This window comes from Alcanivorax hongdengensis A-11-3 (assembly GCF_000300995.1).
Classification (GTDB): Bacteria; Pseudomonadota; Gammaproteobacteria; order Pseudomonadales; family Alcanivoracaceae; genus Alcanivorax; species Alcanivorax hongdengensis.
The window spans coordinates 179,053-200,198 of sequence record NZ_AMRJ01000001.1 but is presented as its reverse complement, the minus strand read 5'-3'; the positions used below and the strand labels follow the sequence as shown (position 1 = coordinate 200,198).

General features: G+C 61.1%; 18 protein-coding genes. 5 read left to right on the top strand and 13 right to left on the bottom strand.

Annotated features, from left to right (window positions below; translation table 11 throughout):
• Positions 1–144: 144 nt before the first annotated feature.
• The 10 genes from A11A3_RS00845 to trxA form a co-directional block, all read right to left on the bottom strand.
• Positions 145–1,062: a metal-dependent hydrolase gene (locus tag A11A3_RS00845; protein WP_008927359.1), complete on the bottom strand. Its 918-nt coding sequence runs from the start codon at positions 1,060–1,062 to the stop codon at positions 145–147.
• A 19-nt stretch (positions 1,063–1,081) separates the two neighbouring features.
• Positions 1,082–2,830 (bottom strand): SDR family oxidoreductase, encoded by a 1,749-nt coding sequence (locus A11A3_RS00840; protein ID WP_008927358.1) that lies wholly within the window; start codon positions 2,828–2,830, stop codon positions 1,082–1,084.
• Positions 2,827–3,714, bottom strand: coding sequence for a M24 family metallopeptidase (locus A11A3_RS00835; protein ID WP_008927357.1), 888 nt, complete (start codon positions 3,712–3,714; stop codon positions 2,827–2,829). Before A11A3_RS00835 ends, A11A3_RS00840 begins: the two co-directional genes overlap by 4 nt.
• A gap of 160 nt (positions 3,715–3,874) precedes the next feature.
• Positions 3,875–4,267: a NirD/YgiW/YdeI family stress tolerance protein gene (locus tag A11A3_RS00830; protein ID WP_008927356.1), complete on the bottom strand. Its 393-nt coding sequence runs from the start codon at positions 4,265–4,267 to the stop codon at positions 3,875–3,877.
• A 137-nt stretch (positions 4,268–4,404) separates the two neighbouring features.
• Positions 4,405–5,685, bottom strand: a complete 1,281-nt coding sequence (locus A11A3_RS00825; protein ID WP_008927355.1) for an alanine racemase — start codon at positions 5,683–5,685, stop codon at positions 4,405–4,407.
• Position 5,686: 1 nt separating this feature from the next.
• Positions 5,687–7,051: a D-arabinono-1,4-lactone oxidase gene (locus tag A11A3_RS00820; RefSeq protein WP_008927354.1), complete on the bottom strand. Its 1,365-nt coding sequence runs from the start codon at positions 7,049–7,051 to the stop codon at positions 5,687–5,689.
• Between the two features lie 175 nt (positions 7,052–7,226).
• Positions 7,227–8,756, bottom strand: a complete 1,530-nt coding sequence (locus tag A11A3_RS00815; RefSeq protein WP_083851633.1) for an ArnT family glycosyltransferase — start codon at positions 8,754–8,756, stop codon at positions 7,227–7,229.
• A 210-nt stretch (positions 8,757–8,966) separates the two neighbouring features.
• Positions 8,967–10,433 (bottom strand): 4-hydroxy-3-polyprenylbenzoate decarboxylase, encoded by a 1,467-nt coding sequence (gene ubiD / locus A11A3_RS00810; protein WP_008927352.1) that lies wholly within the window; start codon positions 10,431–10,433, stop codon positions 8,967–8,969.
• Positions 10,434–10,825: 392 nt separating this feature from the next.
• Positions 10,826–12,085, bottom strand: coding sequence for a transcription termination factor Rho (gene rho, locus A11A3_RS00805; RefSeq protein WP_008927351.1), 1,260 nt, complete (start codon positions 12,083–12,085; stop codon positions 10,826–10,828).
• Between the two features lie 275 nt (positions 12,086–12,360).
• Positions 12,361–12,687 (bottom strand): thioredoxin TrxA, encoded by a 327-nt coding sequence (gene trxA / locus A11A3_RS00800; RefSeq protein ID WP_008927350.1) that lies wholly within the window; start codon positions 12,685–12,687, stop codon positions 12,361–12,363.
• 235 nt (positions 12,688–12,922) lie between these two features.
• Between trxA and ppx the strand changes: the two genes are divergently transcribed.
• Together ppx and A11A3_RS00790 are read left to right on the top strand one after the other, a co-directional pair.
• A complete protein-coding gene (ppx, locus tag A11A3_RS00795) occupies positions 12,923–14,413 on the top strand; it encodes an exopolyphosphatase (protein ID WP_008927349.1) in 1,491 nt (496 codons plus the stop codon).
• 83 nt (positions 14,414–14,496) lie between these two features.
• Positions 14,497–15,366, top strand: coding sequence for an AraC family transcriptional regulator (locus A11A3_RS00790; protein WP_008927348.1), 870 nt, complete (start codon positions 14,497–14,499; stop codon positions 15,364–15,366).
• Positions 15,367–15,382: 16 nt separating this feature from the next.
• Here A11A3_RS00790 and ppk1 read toward each other — a convergent pair whose 3' ends face one another.
• The 3 genes from ppk1 to hemB form a co-directional block, all read right to left on the bottom strand.
• Positions 15,383–17,473, bottom strand: coding sequence for a polyphosphate kinase 1 (gene ppk1, locus A11A3_RS00785; protein ID WP_008927347.1), 2,091 nt, complete (start codon positions 17,471–17,473; stop codon positions 15,383–15,385).
• Between the two features lie 631 nt (positions 17,474–18,104).
• On the bottom strand, positions 18,105–18,260 hold the full coding sequence (locus A11A3_RS17635) for a hypothetical protein (protein ID WP_157375195.1): 156 nt from the start codon (positions 18,258–18,260) through the stop codon (positions 18,105–18,107).
• Positions 18,261–18,399: 139 nt separating this feature from the next.
• Positions 18,400–19,404, bottom strand: coding sequence for a porphobilinogen synthase (gene hemB, locus A11A3_RS00780; RefSeq protein WP_008927346.1), 1,005 nt, complete (start codon positions 19,402–19,404; stop codon positions 18,400–18,402).
• A gap of 118 nt (positions 19,405–19,522) precedes the next feature.
• Here hemB and A11A3_RS00775 point away from each other — a divergent pair, with 118 nt between their 5' ends.
• The 3 genes from A11A3_RS00775 to A11A3_RS00765 are packed head-to-tail and all read left to right on the top strand — an operon-like array spanning position 19,523 to position 21,091.
• Positions 19,523–19,945: a VOC family protein gene (locus tag A11A3_RS00775; RefSeq protein WP_008927345.1), complete on the top strand. Its 423-nt coding sequence runs from the start codon at positions 19,523–19,525 to the stop codon at positions 19,943–19,945.
• On the top strand, positions 19,945–20,466 hold the full coding sequence (gene greB / locus A11A3_RS00770) for a transcription elongation factor GreB (protein ID WP_008927344.1): 522 nt from the start codon (positions 19,945–19,947) through the stop codon (positions 20,464–20,466). Before A11A3_RS00775 ends, greB begins: the two co-directional genes overlap by 1 nt.
• On the top strand, positions 20,456–21,091 hold the full coding sequence (locus A11A3_RS00765; RefSeq protein ID WP_008927343.1) for a DUF502 domain-containing protein: 636 nt from the start codon (positions 20,456–20,458) through the stop codon (positions 21,089–21,091). The genes greB and A11A3_RS00765 overlap by 11 nt, the downstream gene beginning before the upstream one ends.
• Positions 21,092–21,146: the final 55 nt, after the last annotated feature.

Below are 21,146 nucleotides of genomic sequence, written 5' to 3'. Positions count from 1 at the left end.
GAGCGTGCTTGCACGCGAATGGCGCATTCTGAAATAAAGGCTTCGCGTGCAAGCACGCTCCCACAAAAAACCAAAATCACGACCTCAGTGAACAGCATTACCGCTCAGGGCGGGGCTATCATTAACTACAGTGCGATATCGTCGCTACTGCATCATGGCTTCCCGGGCCGCCGGTGAGCGGGCCAGGTAGGCCAGTGCCTGTTCGGTGTCCCCCTCGTGGATCGGGTGGAAGCGCGGTGAAATCCAGCGCAGGGTGGCGTTGACCAGGAAGCTGAAGGTCGGCACGTTGTGGCTCTGGTTGCCGACATTCTGCAGCTCCAGCAGCAATCGCGGAATCATCATCCTGGCGAGCTCACGGGCGCGCTTGTCCTTGTCCTGCCGGGCCAGACTGCGACCGCCTTCGGCGATAAAGTAGATGAACAGCGGGAAGACAATAGCCATCAGTGCCTGGCGGCTGACGTAAAAACCCAGCTGGCTCTTGCACAGATGCTCGAACAGGTCATAGGCCACGGTGCGGTGTTCCACTTCCTCGGCCAGGTGCCACTTGAACAGGTCCACCATGGTGGCGTCGCCATTCTGCTCCCAGCTTTCGTTGTCCATGGCCCATTGACCCAGCACCCCGGTGAAGTGCTCGATGGCCGCGATGATGCCCACGCGCATGATCAGCCACTGCTTGGCGAAGGCCCGGCGTTGCAGCTGTTTGATGCCAAACGGGGCATCTCCCAGGAAGGTGCCGAACAGCCATTCCACGCGATTGACGAAGGCATCCACGCTTAGCCCGTGGCGCTCCAGGTAGAGCTGGGCCTTGCTGTGTGCTCGCGAGTGCACCGCTTCCTGACGGATGAAGCCTTCCACATCGGCACGCAGTTGATCATCAGTGACCAGCGGCAGGGCCTGGTTGTAGACCCGGCAGAACCACAGCTCGCCGGCGGGCAGCAGCAAGTGAATGCCGTTAATCACATGGGTCGAGAACGGATCATCACGGAGCCAGTGCAACGGTGTGTCATCAAAGTTGAACTGCACGCGACGAGCTTTCAGTTGATGGCGAACAGGCGCATTCATGGTTGGTGTCCCCCTCCGGTCAGGGCGTGATATCCAGACGAGCCACGCGCCGGGACAGCACCGGTGCAAAGCGGCTCAGTAAACGGGTGGTCCAGGCTTCGGCGCCGACCAGTGACAGTGCCGGGTTGTTGAGCACGGCATCGACAATGGCATCGGCTACTTCCTCCGGGGAGAAGTTGCGGCGCTTGTAGAGCGCGTCGGCCTTGGCGCGTTTTTGCGCCTGTTCTTCTTCGCTGAGGCCGGCGTATACCGTGTTGCTGGCAATGCCGGTGGCCACAAAGCCGGGGCAGATGGCGGTGACACCGATCTGGTTGTCGGCCAGCTCCGCGCGCAGGCATTCGGTAAGCATGTGCACCGCCGCCTTGCTGGTGGAGTAGGCGGCCAGCTTGCGATTGGGGGCGAAGGCGGCGGCGGAGGCCACGTTAATGATGTGACCGGCGCGGTGGGCATCGACCATCTGCTGGGCAAACAGGCGGGAGCCGTGGATCACGCCCCACAGGTTGACCTTGAGAATACGGTCCCAGTCCTTCACCGAGGTCTCCAGCACGCCGCCGGCCATGCCGATGCCGGCGTTGTTGACCACGATATCGGCGCCACCGAGTTCCTTTTCCACCCAGTTGGCCAGGCGCTGCATGGCCTGGGCTGCGCCCACATCCACCTTGCGCGCCCAGGCGGCGGCGCCCAGCAGACGGGTCAGGTCGGCGGTGCGCTCGGCGGCCTCTTCATTGATGTCCACGCACACCACATCGGCGCCCTGCTCGGCAAAACGCAGGGCGGTGGCGCGGCCGATGCCGGAGCCGGCACCGGTGACCACGGCGGTCTTGCCATTGAGCGGCAAATGCAGGCGCTCCGGGCGAACGCGGGCGTGTTGCAGGGCGCCGCTCATCTTGCCGCTTTCCACCCCGGCCACGAATTCACCGATCCAGGCCGCGATTTTTTGCGGATGGCTCAGGGGCACCCAGTGATTGGCATTAAGATCGCGGCGGTAGAGTTCATCCACCCAGTGATGCAGGTCTTCAAACAGTTGCGTGCCCACATAGTTGTCGCGGGTGGGGACGATCAGCTGCACCGGGCAGGCGGCATGGCGCTCTTGCGGGTTGATCAGCTTGTTGCGGAAATTAGCCCGGTAGAGCTGCACGCCGTGCTTGCCGTCCTTGCCCTGGGTCGGGTTGGCTTCCGGTTCTTCCACCCTTTCCCGGTGCTTGAGGTACTGGGGCCAGAGCTTGTCCAGCCCGCCCTGCCAGGCACTGGGCGCCAGCACCGGCAGATGGAAAAAGCCGATGTACCAGGAGCTCAGCGCCTGCTTGAAGACCTTGGCTTTGGCGGATGGTGACAGGTTGAAGGTGCGCTCGCGCATCCAGTAACCCATGTGATCCAGGCAGGGGCCGGAAATGGTGGTGTAGGAGAGAATACGGGTCTTGAGCGGACCGTCGGCGGTGACCGATTCCCAACTCTGGATGGAGCCCCAGTCGTGGCCGGCCAGGTGAAAATCCCGGCCGGGGATGATGGCATCCACCACCGCGGCCAGATCCGCTGACAGCAGGCTCATGCGGAAGTCGGCCTGCTTGCGTGGCACGTCGGATTCACCCGCCCCGCGCACGTCATAGGTGATGACGAAATATTTTTTGGCCAGCAGCTTGGCCACCGGCTCCCAGACGCTGTGATTGTCCGGGTAGCCGTGCACCAGCACGATGGCGGTTTTCTTGCTGTCGCCGTAGGTATAGGCCTGCAGCTTGATGCCCTGGTTGTCGACGGTAATGGTGTTCATGCAGTCTCTCCCTGAACCGGCCACAGGCCACGTTCTTTCCAGCGCCGTACATGGGGGACGTCATCGTCCAGCCAGTAGGCATCATCTTCGGTAATGACCAGCAGCTCTTCGAACTTGGCACCCACGCCGCGGAAGCCCAGGTGAGGTTCCACCGCCCACAGGCCGGGCACCGGCGGGTGGTTGGAGCCCTCGCCGGAATTCCACAGCGGTGACCAACCCTGTTTTCTGGCCACCAGGGCGACACGGCCCAGGGTGGCGAGGAAATCGGTGCCGAATTTGAACGGCATGGTGCGGCGCGGTGTGTCGCGCGGTTCCATGCGGGTGACCTGGTGGGCCAGTACCTCGAAGGGGTAGGCCTTGTGGCGCGGCTCGAAACCCTGCTTGAGGATCAGCTGGTCCACCGCCCGGGACACTTCGCTCATGGGCAGGCCCTGGCGGATCAGCTTGAGGATCAGCGCCCGGTGTTCGGCCAGGTCATCGAGAATGCGGTCGAGTATCGGGTTCTCGCCCAGCACGCCGGCATAGCCGATATCGGCGGTGTAGCCGTTCAGCACCGGGGCATTGTCGAGAATGAACGGCATGTTCTCTTCCAGCCGCCGGTTGGTGGGCAGGAACTGCACCGCCACGCGAAAGCCCTGAAAGGCAGTGCGGTCACCAAACCAGGCAAAGGGGGCATGCAGCCAGTCGTGCACACCGTGGTCTCGCAACCAGGTCTCCTGCAGGGCGGCGGCCTGCTTTTCGGTCATGCCGGGTTTCAGTTCGGCGGCCACGGCTTCGGCGGCGGCGTAGGCCAGGCGCTGGGCGGCACGAAAACCGTCCAGCTCTTCGTCAGTGGCCAGGTAGCCACGGGCTTCCGGGACATCAGCAGGGTTCAGAAAAGGCATAATTCATCCATCTGGACAACGTCAAGATAAAATGAATGTATCAGTGCCCAATGTAACGGTCAACACACTGTTTATGGCTCTGCTGACAGACGGTGGTGGATTGCAGGGTCAAGGGAGCGGCGGTGGCCGTGGGCCACCGCCAGAGGGGGGAGCGGGCGGATCAGTTGCTGACGGTGCCCGGGTTGTTGCTGGTGGTCGGGGCCGGGGCGCTGCCCATGGACCCGGCACCCTGGATGGATTCGATCTTGTCCACCTCGACGATACTGCGACCGTCGTCGTGGTCCACCTCACCGGTAAAGGCCAGTTGGGTGCCGGCCTTGAGCGGGCGGCCGGAGGTCAGGTCGTCATCCAGTTCGATTTCCACCTGGCCCTTGCGGTCACGCAGCAGGTAATGCTCATCGCCCAGCGGCTGCACGATTTCACCTTGCAGACGGACCTGAGTGCCTTCCTTGAGGCCCTGCTGGATCGCTGCGCTGTCGCTGTTGATGATATTGCCGGCGGCCGCGGTGGCGGTGGCGCCAATCAGTACAGAAGCCAGAATCAGCTTTTTCATGTCATCCTCCTTGGTTGACGTTGGCAAGCTGTTAGTGGCGATACGCGAGGGCGTCGTTCCGGCGCTTTTGTAAAAAGCCCGTCAGAAAGGGGCCAGTGCACAGCCCGGCTGTGCACCGTTTCACAGGCAAGCGCGGATCAGGCGCCGTTGCCCTGGCTCAGGGGTGGCCACCAGTGGCGGATGGCGCCCCGCTCCCAGGCGGCCAGGTCGCCGAACTGCAGCAGCACGAACTCGCTCTGGGTGGGCCGGAAAAACAGCTGGTCATCCTGGTTGAGCGCGGTGGTGGTGGCGCCGTTGAACATCATCTGGTTGGTGCTGACGCCGTACAGCGGGTTGCTGGCAATGCCCGCCGGCGATACCGGCTCGGCTTTCCAGTAACCGCCGTAAATGAAGTAGGTTTCCCGGCGGTTGGGGTTCCACAGGCTCCAGGCCTTGCCCAGCGGCAAGGGGCCGGGCAGGTGCAGGCCGTCGATTTTTTTTATCACCGGGGTGGCGATGAAGGCGGCGGGCTGGAAGGCCTCCAGCAGCGGCAGGTCAAAGTCCGTGGCCTTGACCAGGCAGGAGCCGGCGGACAGTTCGTTCAGTGGCGTGCTGTCGTCATAGAGCGCGATCGTGGGGCTGCCGGCGCCGTTGAAGCACAGCGTTTGCTCGCGGTAACCCGGGTCAAAGGCATAGAGCCGTTCGATGTAGCGCCGGTAGAGGGCATCGGTTTGCCGGTGGCCCTCTTCGGCACTCTGGATAAAGGCCGGCAGTTTGCCCACATGGGCGTCGTAGCCCATGAAGCCGCTGAAGCGAAGATGGGCCGGGTTATCGCGGATCACGGCCAGCAGGGCGTCCAGCTGAGCCGGGTCGGTAAGGCCGCCACGGTGCAGGCCCACATCGATTTCCACATTGATGTTCAGTCGCCGGTTCTGCTGCCGGGCCAGCGCCAGGTATTGTTGCAGACGCTCGCCGGAATCGATCAGCCATTGCAGTTGCTGCTGTGGATCGAAGCCGCTATCCGTCGGCAGTTCCTGGTAAAAGCGGCGCGCCGCATTGATCGGCATGGGCTTGCCCAGCAGCATGTCGCAGCCGGGTTCGGCCCGGGCCAGGTCGGTCATGAAAGGCTGGTGGAAGACCATCACCCGGTGGCTGCCGGTGTCTGCCATCACCGCCTGAATCAGCGGCACGCTGGGTAGCGACTTGGCCACAATCCGGTAGTGACAGTGGGCCGGGAGCATGGCCATCAGCTGTTTGCCATTGGCGGCCAGGCGTTGGCGGTCGATCAGCATGATCGGATGGCCGGGGCCTTCTCTCTTCAGGTAATCATTGAGGGCCTGGAAGTAGGGTGTGTAGGGCGTGCCCTGATTGCCCGGGCGCAACCAGACGGCGCCCACCGTGGCCGCCCCGAGGCCGATGAGAAAATGGCGACGTCGCATATCACACTCCCAGAACGGTTTTCAGGTGGCCATTGAGCATCTTGCCGTTGGGGTCCAGTTGCTGGCGCACGGCCAGGAAGCGGTCGAAGGCCGGGTAGAGCTCACGCAACTGCCGCGCCGACAGGGTGTGCAGCTTGCCCCAGTGCGGGCGGCCCTGATAACGGCGCAACACCGGTTCCACCGCCTGGAACAGGGGCTGGTAGTCCTGTTTGAAGTACTGATGCACGGAAATGCTGGCGCCGGCGCGTCCATGGAACATGGACAGCAGCCGGTCGTCGGCGGCGATGTAGCGGAACTCGATGGGGAAGAACACGTTGATGTCGTCGCGCACAATGGTGTCGCAGACCTCGCGCAGACATTGCAGGCCCTGCTCCAGCGGCACCGTGTATTCCATCTCGTTGAAGCGCACCGTGCGGCGATTGGCATAAACCTGATGGGCCGGCCCGCGGCGCCATTCCTCATCCACGAACACCGATAGCAGCTTCTGGATGCTGGCGGTCAGCCAGCCGGCCCGCATGGATACCTCGCAGGCCATTTCCAGTGTCTCGTTGCTGTCTTCCGGCGGTGGTGTGTCTTCCGGGTTGTCGGTCTTTTCCATGGTCTTGACGATGGCGCTGCCGCCCAGCGGGAAGGCGAAGCATTCGATGCTGCGAAATTTGTCCTTGTGGCTGTCGACAAAGTCCAGCGCGTCATCCAGATCCATCACCCAGCTGTGTTCCTGCAGGCGGAAGGCCGGTGCATGCTCAAAGGTCACATCGCTGACAATGCCCAGGGCGCCCAGGTGGCAACAGGCGGCCAGAAACAGATCCCCGTCATCGGCATCCAGGGCCAGGGTGTCACCGTCCGGGGTGATCAGGGTCAGCGCCTGTACCTGGGCGGACAGGCTGGGCAGGGTGACGCCGCTGCCGTGGGTGCTGGTGGCAATGGCTCCGGCCAGCGATTGCAGGTTGATGTCCGGCTCGTTGACGAAACTGCTGCCCTGGGCATAGGCCATGGCGCTGGCCGCGCCCAGCCGGGTGCCGGCGCCGTAGCGGATGCGGTGGGCATCGTCCTGTTGCTGAATACCGCTAAGGGCTTCGATGGATAGCAGGGTGTCATCGCAGGGCACCAACGGACTGAAGGAATGGCTGCCGCCAAACGGGCGCACGATGCCCTGGCTGTTTTTCAGCAGGTTGGCGACCTGGTCCGTGCTGCGTGGATAGTTGAGCCGGGCGGGGCTGGCCTGCTGGTTGCCGGACCAGTTCTGCCAGTGAGGGGGCGTGTTGCCGTCGGCGAGCAGGGTAGCCGGGGTCAGGCCGGCGCTGGCGCCGAGGGCGGAAAGCGCCTTGAGAAAGGCGCGGCGGTTGACGCTATCAAAAGCAGGCATGGCATTCCCTTACGATCAGATTTCTTTTTATTGGAACGATCGTACCATATCGTCCGGCTAACGCCAGAGTGTATCGTCAGAGGGTAGCAATGATGGTGAGGGTTTTCGCGGCAGCCCGATCCAGGGTGATGTGATAGCCCGAAGTGCATGCCGGCAATGCCTTCGGGCTTATTGTTTACGAATTGTCGGGCTTGTCCGCGTTGCCGTCTTGGCTGGTGCCAATATGGTAAAGCGTTGCGGGCGGCTGGCTCGACACAGGCTTTAATGGTGCCTGGAGGCTGGGAGATAGCTGACTGTAGTCATGATCGAGTATCACGATATAGCCATGACCCTGTTTCTCCAATTGCTCCAGTTGCTTGTTGTCGATTACGCGCGTGTGGCCCCGGGTGTAGAACTCCGCAGAGTAATAGCGCTTATCCAGATAATAAAGCGGGTTGTCGTCGTTCTCCCGCATTTGTTCCCAGGCTTCTACAATCGGCAGCTGGCTGGCCTTGGGGAGGAGTTTCTGATTGAACACGGTTATCCCGGAGAAGATCAGCGCGACGATCGGTGCAAACATGGCCATTATGCCGATCGTCAGAAGTCGCCTGCGGGTATCCGGGTGTGGCCAGTATATGGCCAGTAGCATAGCGGCAGCCGGCAGCCCCACTAGTGGATAGGTGGGGATAATGTTGCGGCAGGGCAGGAACATGAGCGGCACCAGGGCCCAGCACAGCAGGTATCGGCGCATGGATTGGCTGGTGGTTTCAGCGGGCTGCCAGCGCTGGCGAATGCGGCGCCAGATAAGGCCCAGCAGTGCCAGGCACCATGGGAAGGTGCCTGAAGCCCAGTAAAGCAGGATTGTTCCCATGGGTTCGCGGTGGGCGTTGCCATAAAGGTCGCCCTGCCAGCCGGGAATCAGAAAACGGCTCAGGTACTCGCCGACGATAAAGTAGTGAAGAAATCCGGGCGTGCGATATTCGGCGAGAATGTACCAGGGCAGTGCAATAATGCACATCAGCAGCGTGCCACTAATCCAGGGTAGCGTCAGCAGTCGCCGCAGGGGTTCGCGTTGCCATAGCAGCCAGGGGGCGATGCCCAGACCGGCAAATGCAATGGCTACCGGTCCTTTTGCCAGCAGGCCCAATCCCAGGCTGGCGAAAAAGACCCAACCCCAGCGTTTGTCCCCAGTTTGCCAGGCATACCAGAAACTGACCATGCTCAACGTGGTGGCGAATACCAGGCTGATATCGGTCATTACCGTGCCGCTGACGGAATAGGTGAGCAGCATAGTGCTGAGAATGGTTGCGCCCAGCCAGGCCCGTTGCAGCCCGGCAGTTTTACGAAGCATGTAGAAGCAAAGCCCGATAAGTGCCGCCATCAGCAGCAGGTTGGGCAGTCGAGCGGCAAATTCATTAATGCCGAACAGCTTCATTGAAAAGGCAGATACCCAGGTGGAGAGTGGAGGCTTGGCCCAGAAGGGAATGCCGTAATCGTGCCAGAGGGTGACCCAGTTACCGGTCTCCAGCATCTTGCGAGCGATTTCCCCGTAGCGCGCTTCAGTGGTGTCGGTCAGCGGGAGCAGGGCCATGGCGATTAGTCGGATAATGACGGCAATGACGATCAACCACTGACAACGTCTGATTAATGCATCTGTGGCGCCTGGAGAATCAAGGTGTGATGTTGTGGGTGCCGGACGCTCAGTTACCTGTTTGGAAACATTCATATGAACTACTTGTTATCGGATATTCGGAATTACGCCCTTTGATGAGGCACAAGTGAAAAGACAGGGCGTAGGGATTGTAGTTCAATTTATCCCCAATAAAACTGGCTTCTGGCGAGTTATTTACCAGCGTTAAAATAAAGCGCACATATAATATTGCCTTAACGTTGGCGTGCTATGTATACAAGATTTTGCCTGTGATTCTGCACGCCCTTAATCAAGGCCCAAGCTAGTCCAGAGTTCATCCACCCTGGTTTTCACCTCATCACTCATGCTAATGGCCCGGCCCCATTCCCGGTGGGTTTCTCCCGGCCACTTATTGGTGGCGTCCAGACCCATTTTCGAGCCCAGGCCGGCCACCGGAGAGGCGAAGTCCAGATAGTCGATGGGGGTGTTGTCGACCATGACGGTATCCCGCTGCGGGTCCATGCGGGTGGTCATGGCCCAGATCACGTCCTTCCAGTCACGGGCGTTCACGTCGTCGTCGCAGACAATCACGAACTTGGTGTACATGAACTGGCGCAGGAAAGACCACACGCCCATCATCACCCGTTTGGCATGGCCCGGATACTGCTTCTTCATGGTCACCACCGCCATGCGATAGGAGCAACCTTCCGGTGGCAGGTAGAAGTCGACGATCTCCGGGAACTGCTTTTTCAGGATCGGCACGAAGATTTCGTTCATGGCCACGCCCAGCACCGCCGGTTCATCCGGCGGCCGGCCGGTATAGGTGCTGTGATAGATCGGCTCGCGACGATGGGTAATGCGCTCCACCGTGAACACAGGGAAGCGCTCCACCTCGTTGTAGTAACCGGTGTGGTCACCGAAGGGGCCCTCGTCGGCCATCTCGCCGGGGTAGATGTGGCCCTCCAGCACGAATTCGGCGCTGGCCGGTACCTGCAAGTCGCTGCCCATACATTTGACCAGCTCGGTCTTGGAGCCGCGCAGCAGACCGGCAAAGGCGTATTCACTGAGGGTGTCGGGCACCGGCGTCACGGCTCCGAGAATAGTGGCCGGGTCGGCGCCCAGGGCCACAGCCACCGGGAAGGGTTCGCCAGGGTGCTGTTGCTGCCATTCCTGGAAATCCAGGGCGCCACCGCGGTGGCTGAGCCAGCGCATGATGAGCTTGTTACGGCCAATCAGTTGCTGGCGGTAGATGCCAAGATTCTGACGTTCCTTGTGCGGACCGCGGGTAATGACCAGGGGCCAGGTTACCAGTGGCCCGGCATCGTCCGGCCAGCAGGTCTGGATGGGGAGCTGATAGAGGTCCACGTCGTCGCCCTCCAGCACCTTTTCCTGGCAGGGGCCGGAGCTGCTGACCTTGGGGCCCATGTTCAGGACCTGACGGAATATCGGCAGTTTTTCCCAGGCATCGCGAAAGCCCTTGGGTGGCTCCGGCTCCTTGAGAAAGGCCAGCAGCTCGCCCAGTTCGCGCAGCTCAGCCACCGAGTCGCGGCCCATGCCCAGGGCCACGCGCCGTTCGGTACCGAACAGGTTGCCCAACACCGGAATCTGCGAACCGCGCGGATTCTCGAACAGCAGCGCCGGCCCGCCGGCGCGCAGGGTGCGGTCACAGATTTCGGTCATTTCCAGCTTTGGGTCCACCGGCACCGTGATGCGCTTGAGTTCGCCCAGTTGCTCCAGCTGGTTGATGAAGTCTCGCAGGTCGCGATATTTCATAGGCTTCCTTGTTGTTCGGCTAACCGGAAGGTTGTGCGGCGAGTATAGCAGGATGAACGCTGGACGCCTGATGCTCGACGCAAGGGGCAAAACAGAACGCAGGCGCAAGTGTGCGGCGGGCAGAATGAAGGGTAGGTGATCTTGTCAGGCCGGTTTCGCCCAGGTGAGCTGGGCTCCTGCAAAAAACTCCCTTGCTACGAAGCCGCTGTGGGAGCTTGCTTGCAAGCGAATCAGTCTTTCCTGGCACCGTTTCGCTTGCAAGCAAGCTCCCACAGAAGTACGGCACGCAGTGCAGCCCAGAAGGGGTAGCGAATAATTGACCTGTTCTGGAAACACAAAACCCCGCCGAAGCGGGGTTTCGCGTGTTGCATGATGCGTGTTGCGTTTCTCGACTACTTGCGCTTCATGGAATCGAAGAATTCCAGGTTGGTCTTGGTCTGCTTCATGCGGTCGATGAGGAACTCCATGGCGCCGATTTCGTCCATGGGGTGCAGGACCTTGCGCAGGATCCACATCTTCTGCAGCTCGTCCTCGCTGACCAGACGCTCTTCGCGACGGGTGCCGGACTTCTTGATGTTGATGGCCGGGAACACACGCTTTTCCGCCACCTTGCGGTCCAGGTGCAGTTCCATGTTACCGGTACCCTTGAATTCCTCGAAGATCACTTCGTCCATCTTGGAGCCGGTGTCCACCAGCGCGGTGGCGAGGATGGTCAGGCTGCCGCCTTCCTCGATATTGCGCGCGGCACCGAAGAAACGCTTGGGTTTTTCCAGGGCGTGGGCGTCCACACCCCCGGTGAGCACCTTGCCGGAGCTCGGTTGTACGGTGTTGTAGGCGCGGGCCAGGCGGGTGATGGAGTCCAGCAGGATGATTACGTCCTGCTTGTGTTCTACCAGACGCTTGGCCTTCTCGATCACCATTTCCGCCACCTGCACGTGACGGGCCGGCGGCTCGTCAAAGGTGGAGGCCACCACTTCACCGCGCACCGTGCGGGACATTTCTGTCACCTCTTCCGGACGCTCGTCGATGAGCAGCACGATCATGTGGGATTCGGGATTGTTGCGGGCGATGGAGTGGGCGATGTTCTGCAGGAGCATGGTCTTGCCGGCCTTGGGCGGGGCCACAATCAGGCCGCGCTGCCCTTTGCCGATGGGGGCCACCAGATCAATCACCCGGCTGGTGATGTCCTCGGTGGAGCCGTTGCCGATCTCCATCACCAGACGCTCGGTGGGGAACAGCGGCGTCAGGTTCTCGAACAGAATCTTGTTCTTGGCGTTTTCCGGCTTGTCGGTGTTGATCTCGTTGACCTTGAGCATGGCGAAATAGCGCTCGCCATCCTTGGGGGGCCGGATCTTGCCGGCAATGGTATCGCCGGTACGCAGGTTGAAGCGCCGGATCTGGCTGGGCGAGACGTAGATGTCGTCCGGGCCGGCCAAGTAGGAGCCCTCGGCAGAACGAAGGAAACCGAATCCATCCTGAAGAATTTCCAGCACGCCGTCTCCGTAGATGTCGGAGCCGTTCTTGGCGGCGCGCTTGAGGATGGAAAAGATAACGTCTTGTTTGCGAGTTCTTGCCAGGTTCTCCAGACCGAGTTCCTTGGCAATATCCAGAAGTTCTCCAATCGGCTTCTGCTTCAGTTCAGAAAGATTCATTGGCGTCTGTTAGGTGTCATTGGATGAATTGAGAGGAAACGCCAGCGGGCGCATCGGTTGTTTTTTGGTAATCCGTTACTCGGAATCTGGCCCGGCAAGCCAAAAAGGGGCCATTAGATATGAATAACCAGAGGTTCCGAAGGATTTGCTAAAAGGGGGTGCTGATTAAAGCTGACTCTGGAATCTACCACCCTGCATGGGGGCTGTCTACCCTTGTCTGTCAAGAGCCATGACATAAAAATCCCCCCGCCGGGCGGCGGGGGGAAGGTACCATCTTACAGAGTGCTGTCCAGGAAGGCGGTCAGCTGGCTCTTGGAGAGCGCGCCCACCTTGGTGGCTTCCACGTTGCCGTTCTTGAATACGGTCAGGGTGGGGATGCCACGAACCCCGTATTTCTTGGGGGTTTCCGGGTTGTCATCGATGTTGATCTTGGCAATGGTCAGCTTGCCGTCGTACTCGCCAGCCAGCTGCTCCAGGATCGGCGCGACCATTTTGCAGGGGCCACACCAGGGTGCCCAGTAATCCACCAGCACCGGGCCGTCTGCGTTAATGACCTGGGCTTCAAAGTCCGCATCGGTCACATTGATAATCTCGCCGCTCATTGATTTCTCCTGATTAACGGGGTTTAGAGCCGGACATGGTGTCAGGGCCAGCCCTTTATGCTGGGGAATAATATCAGGTTGAGGGTGGCGAATTTCAAGCGAGTCGGGCAATTATGCTGAGAGCAGCAGCCTATGGCACCGTTGACCGGCTGTCTGGCGGGCCGTGAATTCGGCGTTTGTGACATCGTAACGCCATGATTTTTGGTTAGAATCGGCCCATTGGAAAGGAGTTCTTATGGAGCAAGGCGAACATCTGGCCGCCATCGATCTGGGGTCAAACAGTTTTCACATGGTGGTGGCCCGGCAGGCTCAGGGGGAAATCCAGTTACTGGACGGCCTGTCTGAGAAGGTGCAACTGGGGGCCGGCCTGGACAAGGAAAACTGCCTCGACGAAGACACCCAGCAACGGGCGCTGGACTGCCTGGGCCGCTTTGCCCAGCGCATTGCCGACATACCGCGTGGCAGTGTGCGGGTAGTGGGTACCAACACCCTGCGTCAGGCACGTAATGCCCGCCAGTTCATCCGCCGGGCCGAAAAAGTGCTGGGCCACGATATCGAGATCGTGGCCGGCCGTGAGGAAGCGCGTCTGATTTATCTGGGTGTTGCCCACACGCTGGCCGATGATGCCGGTCGGCGGCTGGTGGTGGATATTGGTGGCGGCTCCACCGAACTGATCATCGGTGAGCGGTTCGAATCCACCGAGACAGAGTCACTGCATATGGGCTGTGTCAGTTTCGGGCAGCGCTTTTTCCCGGAGGGCGTGATCACCGAGAAGGCCTTCGACCGGGCGGTGACCGCAGCCCGCCAGGAAGTGCTGTCGATCCACGCCAACTACCGGCGTCTGGGGTGGCAGCAGGCTGTGGGCGCCTCCGGCACCATCAAGGCCATCTGTCAGGTGTGCGTGGACAATGGCTGGTCGGAAGCCGGCATTACCATGGATGCCATGAAGAAGGCCCGCAAGCGGGTGATCAAGGCCGGGCAGGCCGACAAGCTGGATCTGAAGGGGCTGCGTGATGATCGCAAACCGATCTTCGCCTCCGGACTGGCGATTCTCTACGGTATTTTCGAGCAGCTGGATATCGACCGGATGGAGGTCTCCAGCGGCGCCCTGCGTGAGGGGTTGCTCTACGACCTGCTGGGCCGCTTCGGTCACGAGGATGTGCGCGAGCGCAGCATCCAGGCGCTGATGAACCGCCACCATGTGGAGCGCAGTCAGGCCGAGCGGGTCTGCGAGACCGCCGAACAGCTCTATCAGCAGGTGGCCTCCGCCTGGCAGCTGGACAACGACGAACTGGCCGACACCCTGCGCTGGGGCGCCCTGCTCCACGAGGTGGGGCTGGCCATTTCCCACAGCCAGTTCCACAAGCATGGCGCCTACCTGGTCACCAACTCCGACTTGCCCGGGTTTTCCAACCAGGAGCAACTGGCCGTTGCCTTGCTGGTGCGCGGCCATCGTCGCAAGCTGCCCACCTCGCTGCTGGCGGATATGCCCGATGACGAGCAAGCCGGCCTGTTGCGCATCTGTCTGTTGCTGCGGCTGGCCACCCGGCTGCACCACGCCCGGGGCGATGCGCCGCTGCCGATGATCACCCTGGCGGCCAGTGACAGCACCCTGACCCTGTCCTTCCCGGCCGGCTGGCTGGAAGAGCACCCACTCACCCTGGCGGACCTGGAGCAGGAACAGAGCTATTTCGAGGCGGTGGACTACCGTCTGGAGATCGGCTAGTGCCGCCCGTTAATACCGCAAGATGAGTCAGGCCTGCCGCACACCAACTTGGCATAGTGGCCGCCGTTGAGGAGGTGTGTGGCATGCAGGACGACAAGATTGCGGGTTATGAGGCGCGTTTTGGCAAGGTGTTTGATTACATCAATGAGCACCTGGACGAACCCCTGTCACTGGAACGGCTCAGCCGGGTGGCAAACTTCTCCAAGTTTCATTTTCACCGCCAGTTTTCCTTGTATGCCGGGATTAGTGCAGCGCGTTACATCCAACTGATGCGGCTGCGCCGTGCGTCCTACCGGCTGGCTTTCGAGGACGAAACCCGCGTTATCCAGATTGCTCTGGAGGCCGGCTTCGAGAATCCGGAGTCGTTTTCGCGGGCGTTCAAGCAGGCCTTCGGGCAGACGCCGACTCAATTTCGCGAGGACGCGGCCTGGCAGCCGTGGAATCAGCAATTTCAATTCCCCGTACGTACAAGGACGGCCAATATGGACGTGAAGATTATTGAATTCCCGGAAACCCGGGTGGCGGTGCTCGAACACCAGGGCCCGCCGGAAACCGTTAACGATACGGCCCGGCGCTTTATCCAGTGGCGCAAGGAAACCGGCCTGTCGCCGGTCTCCACCAGCCTCAGCCTGGGGCTGGCCTATGACGACCCGGCCACCGCCGAGCCGGCCAGCTTCCGGTTTGATCTGTGCGGCTCGGTCAAGTCGCCGGTGCCGGCCAATCGCCAGGGTGTGATCAACAAGGTGATCCCTGCCGGTCGTTGCGCGGTGGTGCGCCATTACGGCTCCCATGACTGCATTGGTGATGGTGCCTACTTTCTTTACCGGCAGTGGTTGCCGCAAAGTGGTGAGGAGCTGCGCGATTTTCCGTTGTTCTTCCAGTATCACAACCTGATGCCGGAGACGGCGGAGCACGAGCTGATTACCGATATCCATCTGCCCCTGCAGGGCTGACCCTTATGGGGGGCGGTCAGTGACCGCCGCCCAGGTTTTCCAGCAGTTCCTGCTGAGCGATGAATACCGGCTCGTCGCCCTCGGGCTGCGCTTTGAGGTAGTTGCCATCGGCCTGCAGCAGCCAGGCCCGGCTGTTGTCACGCAGGTAGAAGTGCAGCCCCTGTTCCAGCACCTGTGCCTTGAGCACCGGGTCGTTGACCGGGAAGCAGGTTTCCACCCGGTTGAACAGGTTGCGGTCCATCCAGTCGGCGCTGGAGCAGTAGACCAGATCGTCACCGCCATGGTGGAAGTGATAGATGCGGGTGTGCTCCAGGAAGCGACCGACAATGGAGCGCACGCGGATGTTCTCCGACAGGCCGGGGATGCCCGGGCGCAGGCAGCAGATGCCGCGCACGATCAGGTCGATCTGAACTCCCGCCTGGCTGGCCCGGTACAGGGCCTGCATGATCTTCTCTTCGGTGAGCGAGTTGAACTTGGCAATAATGCGTGCCGGCTTGCCGGCCATGGCCTGCTCGGTCTCGAACTCGATCCATTCAATCAGCGACGGGTGCAGGGTAAAGGGCGAGTGCTTGAGCTGCTTGAGCCGGGCGGCCTTGCCCATGCCGGTGAGCTCCTGGAAGATCTTGTGCACGTCCTGGCAGATGCCGATGTCACTGGTCATCAGGCCGTAGTCGGTGTACAGCTTGGTGGTCTTGGTGTGGTAGTTACCGGTGCCCAGGTGGGCATAGCGTTTGATGCCGTCACCGTCGCGGCGCACCACCAGCAACATCTTGGCGTGGGTCTTGTAGCCCACCACGCCGTACACCACGATGGCGCCGGCTTCCTGCAGGCGCCGCGCGCCCTCGATGTTGGACTCCTCGTCAAAGCGGGCCCGCAGCTCGACGATGGCAGTCACTTCCTTGCCGTTACGGGCGGCGGTTTCCAGATGATCAAGAATCTCCGACTTGGTGCCGGTACGGTAGAGCGTCTGCTTGATGGCCAGCACCTTCGGGTCCCGCGCCGCCTCGGCCAGCATGTTGACCACCGGCTGGAATGACTCGAACGGGTGGTGCATCAGGATGTCACCCTGGTCGATGGCATCGAACACGGTCTCGGTCTTGCGGATCAGCGCCGGCAGCTTGGGAGTGAAGGGCGGGTAGTGCAGGCGCGGGCGGTTAACGCTGGTGAACATGCGCGCCAGGTTCACCGGGCCGTTCACTTCATAAAGGTCATGCTCGGTGAGTTCGAACTGTTCGAGCAGGTAATCGATCAGATGGCGCGGGCAGTTGTCCGCCACTTCCAGACGCACCTCGTCGCCATAACGGCGAGATAGCAGCTGGCCCTTCAGGGCGCTGGCCAGGTCTTCCACTTCCTCGTCCACTTCCAGGTCCGCGTTGCGGGTCACCCGGAACTGGTAGCAGCCGGTGGCCTTCATGCCCGGGAACAGGTCGGACACATGGGCGTGAATCATGGACGACAGGAACACGAAGTTGTCGTCACCGTCGGCGCTGATTTCATCGGGAATACGGATCAGCCGCGGCAGTGAGCGCGGCGCCGGCACGATGGCAAGGCCGGTGGAACGGCCGAAGGCATCCTTGCCATCCAGCGGTACAATAAAGTTGAGGCTCTTGTTGACCAGCCGCGGGAAAGGGTGTGACGGGTCCAGGGCAATGGGGGTCAGTACCGGGTAGATCTGCTCACGGAAATACTTCTTCACCCATTCGGCCTGTTCCCGGGTCCAGTCTTCCCGGCGCAGGAAATCCACGCCTTCCTCGCGCAGGGCCGGCAGCAGGATGTTGTTGAGGATATGGTACTGGCGGTCCACCGCCTCGTGGGTGATGCGGCTGATTTCGGTCAGCACTTCATCGGCCAGCAGCCCGTCCGGGCCCGGCTCGCCGGTGTGGGTTTCCAGCTTGTTCTTGAGCCCGGCCACGCGGATCTCGAAGAACTCGTCCATATTGCTGGAGAAAATGAGAAGAAAGTTGAGCCGCTCCATCAGCGGATGGTTGTCATCCATGGCCTGCTCGAGGACACGCAGATTGAACTGCAGCAGGCTCAGTTCCCGGTTCAGGTAGTAGTCCGGATTGTTCAGATCGATGGCGTTATGGTCGCTGGCAATATCGTTCATGGTCTGCCGTCCAGGCTGGAGACTTCGGTGCTCCCTATTGCATGACATTCATGTGACACGCGAATGACAGACGCTCCTTGCGGGCACCTTCAGACAAAGCATAACGCCGGCCCCGTGACAGGGCGAGGGCGGCAGCATGACAGAGATAAAAAAGGTTCATCGAGGAATTCCGGGAAAACAGACAAGGTCGGACGTCAATCTCAACCCCGACAGTTGGCGCGGCACTGAGATTTCGGGGCGTCTCTTGCATGCGCGCACGCCTCTATGCCCTCCACCTGCAAACCGCCTCCTACAAGCCCTGGCATTGCCTGTGGGAGCGTGCTTGCACGCGAACAAGCACCCATGGGGGCGTAATGCTGTTCACTTAAGCGGTGCCAATCTGGCTCAACTCTTTCAGGCTGATCCCCTCTCCCCAACCCCTCTCCCGCAAGGGGAGAGGGGCTTAACATCTCAAGAGAACAGCATTGCCACAGGGGACGAGTCGGTGGGGGGGGGCTTTGGAGTTTCAACCTATCGCGTCCGACGTCAGACCTCAGACGTTGGACCAAGCTGATTTCCCTCTAATCCGCGAAGAACCATAAAAAAGCCGCACGGGGATGAGGCGTGCGGCTCTTTGTCTGCCCGGTGGAGATCAGCCCTGGAACATCCAGGCCGGGTTGATCAGCTCCAGTTGCTGTTGCTCCTGCTCGGTGAGAGCGCGGGGCTGGTCGTCGTTGCTCTGCGGTGCCGCGGGGGCGGCATGGGCCAGGGCGGCAGAGAAGCCCAGGACAATAGCCAGGTAACGCATAACACTTTCCTCATCAAACAACACGGTTACCGCCGGCCCAGCGCCAGGCCGAGCGGTAAACAAATGATAAGGATGTGTATGATCTAGTGCATTGACCTGGTCAGACAATCCGCAAAATATACGGTCAGCAACAGGGTGTTTACTTTTTCAGCAGGCGGGCGGCGTCCCTGGCGAAGTAGGTGAGAATGCCGTCGGCGCCGGCGCGCTTGAAGGCCAGCAGCGATTCCATCATCACCTGTTCCTTGTCCAGCCAGCCATTCTGGAAGGCGGCCATGTGCATGGCGTACTCGCCGCTCACCTGGTAGGCATAGACCGGTACCTTGAATTCGTCCTTCACCCGGCGCACCACATCCAGGTAGGGCATGCCCGGTTTGACCATCACCACATCGGCGCCTTCGGCCAGATCCAGGGCGATTTCGTGCAGCGCCTCGTCACTGTTGGCCGGGTCCATCTGGTAGGTTTTCTTGTCGGCCTTGCCCAGATTGCCCGCCGAGCCCACCGCATCCCGGAAGGGACCGTAGTAGGCACTGGCATACTTGGCCGAATAGGCCATGATGCGGGTATGGATGTGGCCGGCCTGTTCCAGCGTGTTGCGAATGGCGCCGATGCGCCCGTCCATCATGTCCGAAGGGGCGACAATATCGACGCCGGCCTCGGCGTGGGACAGGGCCTGTTTGACCAGCGCTTCCACGGTCTCGTCATTGAGCACATAGCCGTTGTCATCGATGATGCCGTCCTGCCCATGGGTGGTGAACGGGTCCAGGGCGCCATCGGTGATCACGCCCATCTCCGGCACCGCTGCCTTGAGGGCGCGTACCGCCCGCTGGGCCAGGCCGTCCGGGTTCCAGGCTTCCTGGCCGTCCAGGGTTTTCACTTCCGCCGGGGTCACCGGGAACAGCGCCATGGCCGGCACGCCCAGGTCCGCCAGTTCTTTCGCTTCCTCCACCAGCAGGTCGATGCTCTTGCGCTCCACGCCGGGCATGGACGGCACTGCCTCGGTCTGGTTTTTGCCCTCCAGCACAAACACCGGGTAGATCAGATCATCCACGGTCAGCGTGTTTTCGCGCATCAGGCGACGGGAAAAATCGTCGCGGCGCATGCGGCGCGGGCGAGAAGCAGGCCAGGGGGCACGAGTGACAGACATGGGGTGGCGTCCTTTAGTAACATGGGGCGCCGGATGCCGTGACCGCGGTGGCCAAAGTGCCGTCGGGTTTGAGCGGGCATCCGACTGAATGACGAGAGTTTAGCAAGAGCCGTAGACGATGGAAAAACAGCCGGCCTTTCATTTGGCCTTTCTGGTGAGCGAGCTGGAAGACGCCGCCGATTTCTATTGCCGGGTGCTCGGTGGTCGCCGGGGCCGTGATGCACCCAACTGGATTGATGTCGACCTGCATGGTCATCAGCTGTCCCTGCACCAGGGCGAGAATCTGCAGCCTATCCAGGGCTACAGTGACGTGGATGGCCACCCGGTGCCCATGCCTCATTTCGGCGTGGTGCTCGACTTTGCCACCTGGGAAACCCTGGTGGAACGGATCTACGAACACGACTGGCCGTTTCTTCTCAAGCCCCGCGAACGCTTTGTCGGCCAGCCGGCGGAGCAGGGCACCTTCTTCGTACAGGACCCCACCGGCAACGTGCTGGAGTTCAAGGGCCTGCGCGAGATCGACCGGATCTTCGAAATCTGATGGGACGCTGGCGACCAAAGGGCACCCCCGCCTCCAAGTACATTACCCCGGAAGGGTACAAGGCGCTCAACGATGAGCTGCAATACCTGTGGAAGGAAAAACGCCCGGCGGTGACCCAGTCGGTACAGGAAGCCGCCGCCCAGGGTGACCGCTCGGAGAACGCCGAGTACATCTACGGCAAAAAGCAGCTGCGTGAGATCGATCGCCGGGTGCGTTTTCTCAGCAAGCGCCTGGATGACATGACCGTGGTGGATCGCCTGCCCGAGGACCAGAGTCGGGTGTTCTTCGGCGCCTGGGTGGAGCTGGAAAACGAAGACGGCAAACTGGAAACCTACCGGCTGGTGGGCCCGGACGAGACCGATGCCCGGCGGGGTTACATCAGCATTGATGCGCCACTGGCACGGGCCTTGCTGAAGAAACAGGTGGACGATGAGGTAGAAGTGCGAACCCCCACCGGCGAGCGCTGTCTGTTCATCAACCGAATCTGGTATCGCAACGAAGACACTGACAATGAGCGCTAACCGCCGTATCTGGTTTTTTGTCCGCAAATCCCTGCTGGGTGGCCTGACCATCCTGCTGCCCATTTCCATCATCGTGTTCTTCTTCCGCTGGATCTACCAGACGGTGACCGAGATGATCGCGCCCTTCACCTCGGTGTTCATCAACGCCTTCGGCCTGCCCAAGTTTGTGGCGGACTGGCTGGCGGTGCTGGCCATTCTGGTGCTGTGCTTTCTGATCGGGACCCTGGTGGCCACCCGGGTCGGCAGCTGGATCTGGCACCAGTGGGAAGAGCAGGTGATGACTCGCCTGCCCGGTTACCGCACCGTGCGGGAAGTGATTGCCCAGTTGATGGGCAACAGTGAAGACAGCCCCTTTAACCGGGGCGAGGTCGCGCGGGTATGGCTTTACGGCCGTGACACGCCGGTGTCGGTCACCGCGCTGATTACCTCCCGGCACGCCGATGGCCACCTCACCGTGTTCGTGCCCACCGGCCCCAACCCCACCAGCGGGTTTATCTACCACGTGGCCGAGGAACTGGTGGAACGACATCCGGAAATCGGCGTGGAGCAGATGATGAAAACTGTCGTCGCCTGCGGCGCCGGCACCGCCACCCTGTTCCACAAGGGCCCGCCGCCGTCGGCGTAAGACTTTCGCGACTCGAGCGTCGCACCTACAGGTGTTTTATCCCCTGTTGTAGGAG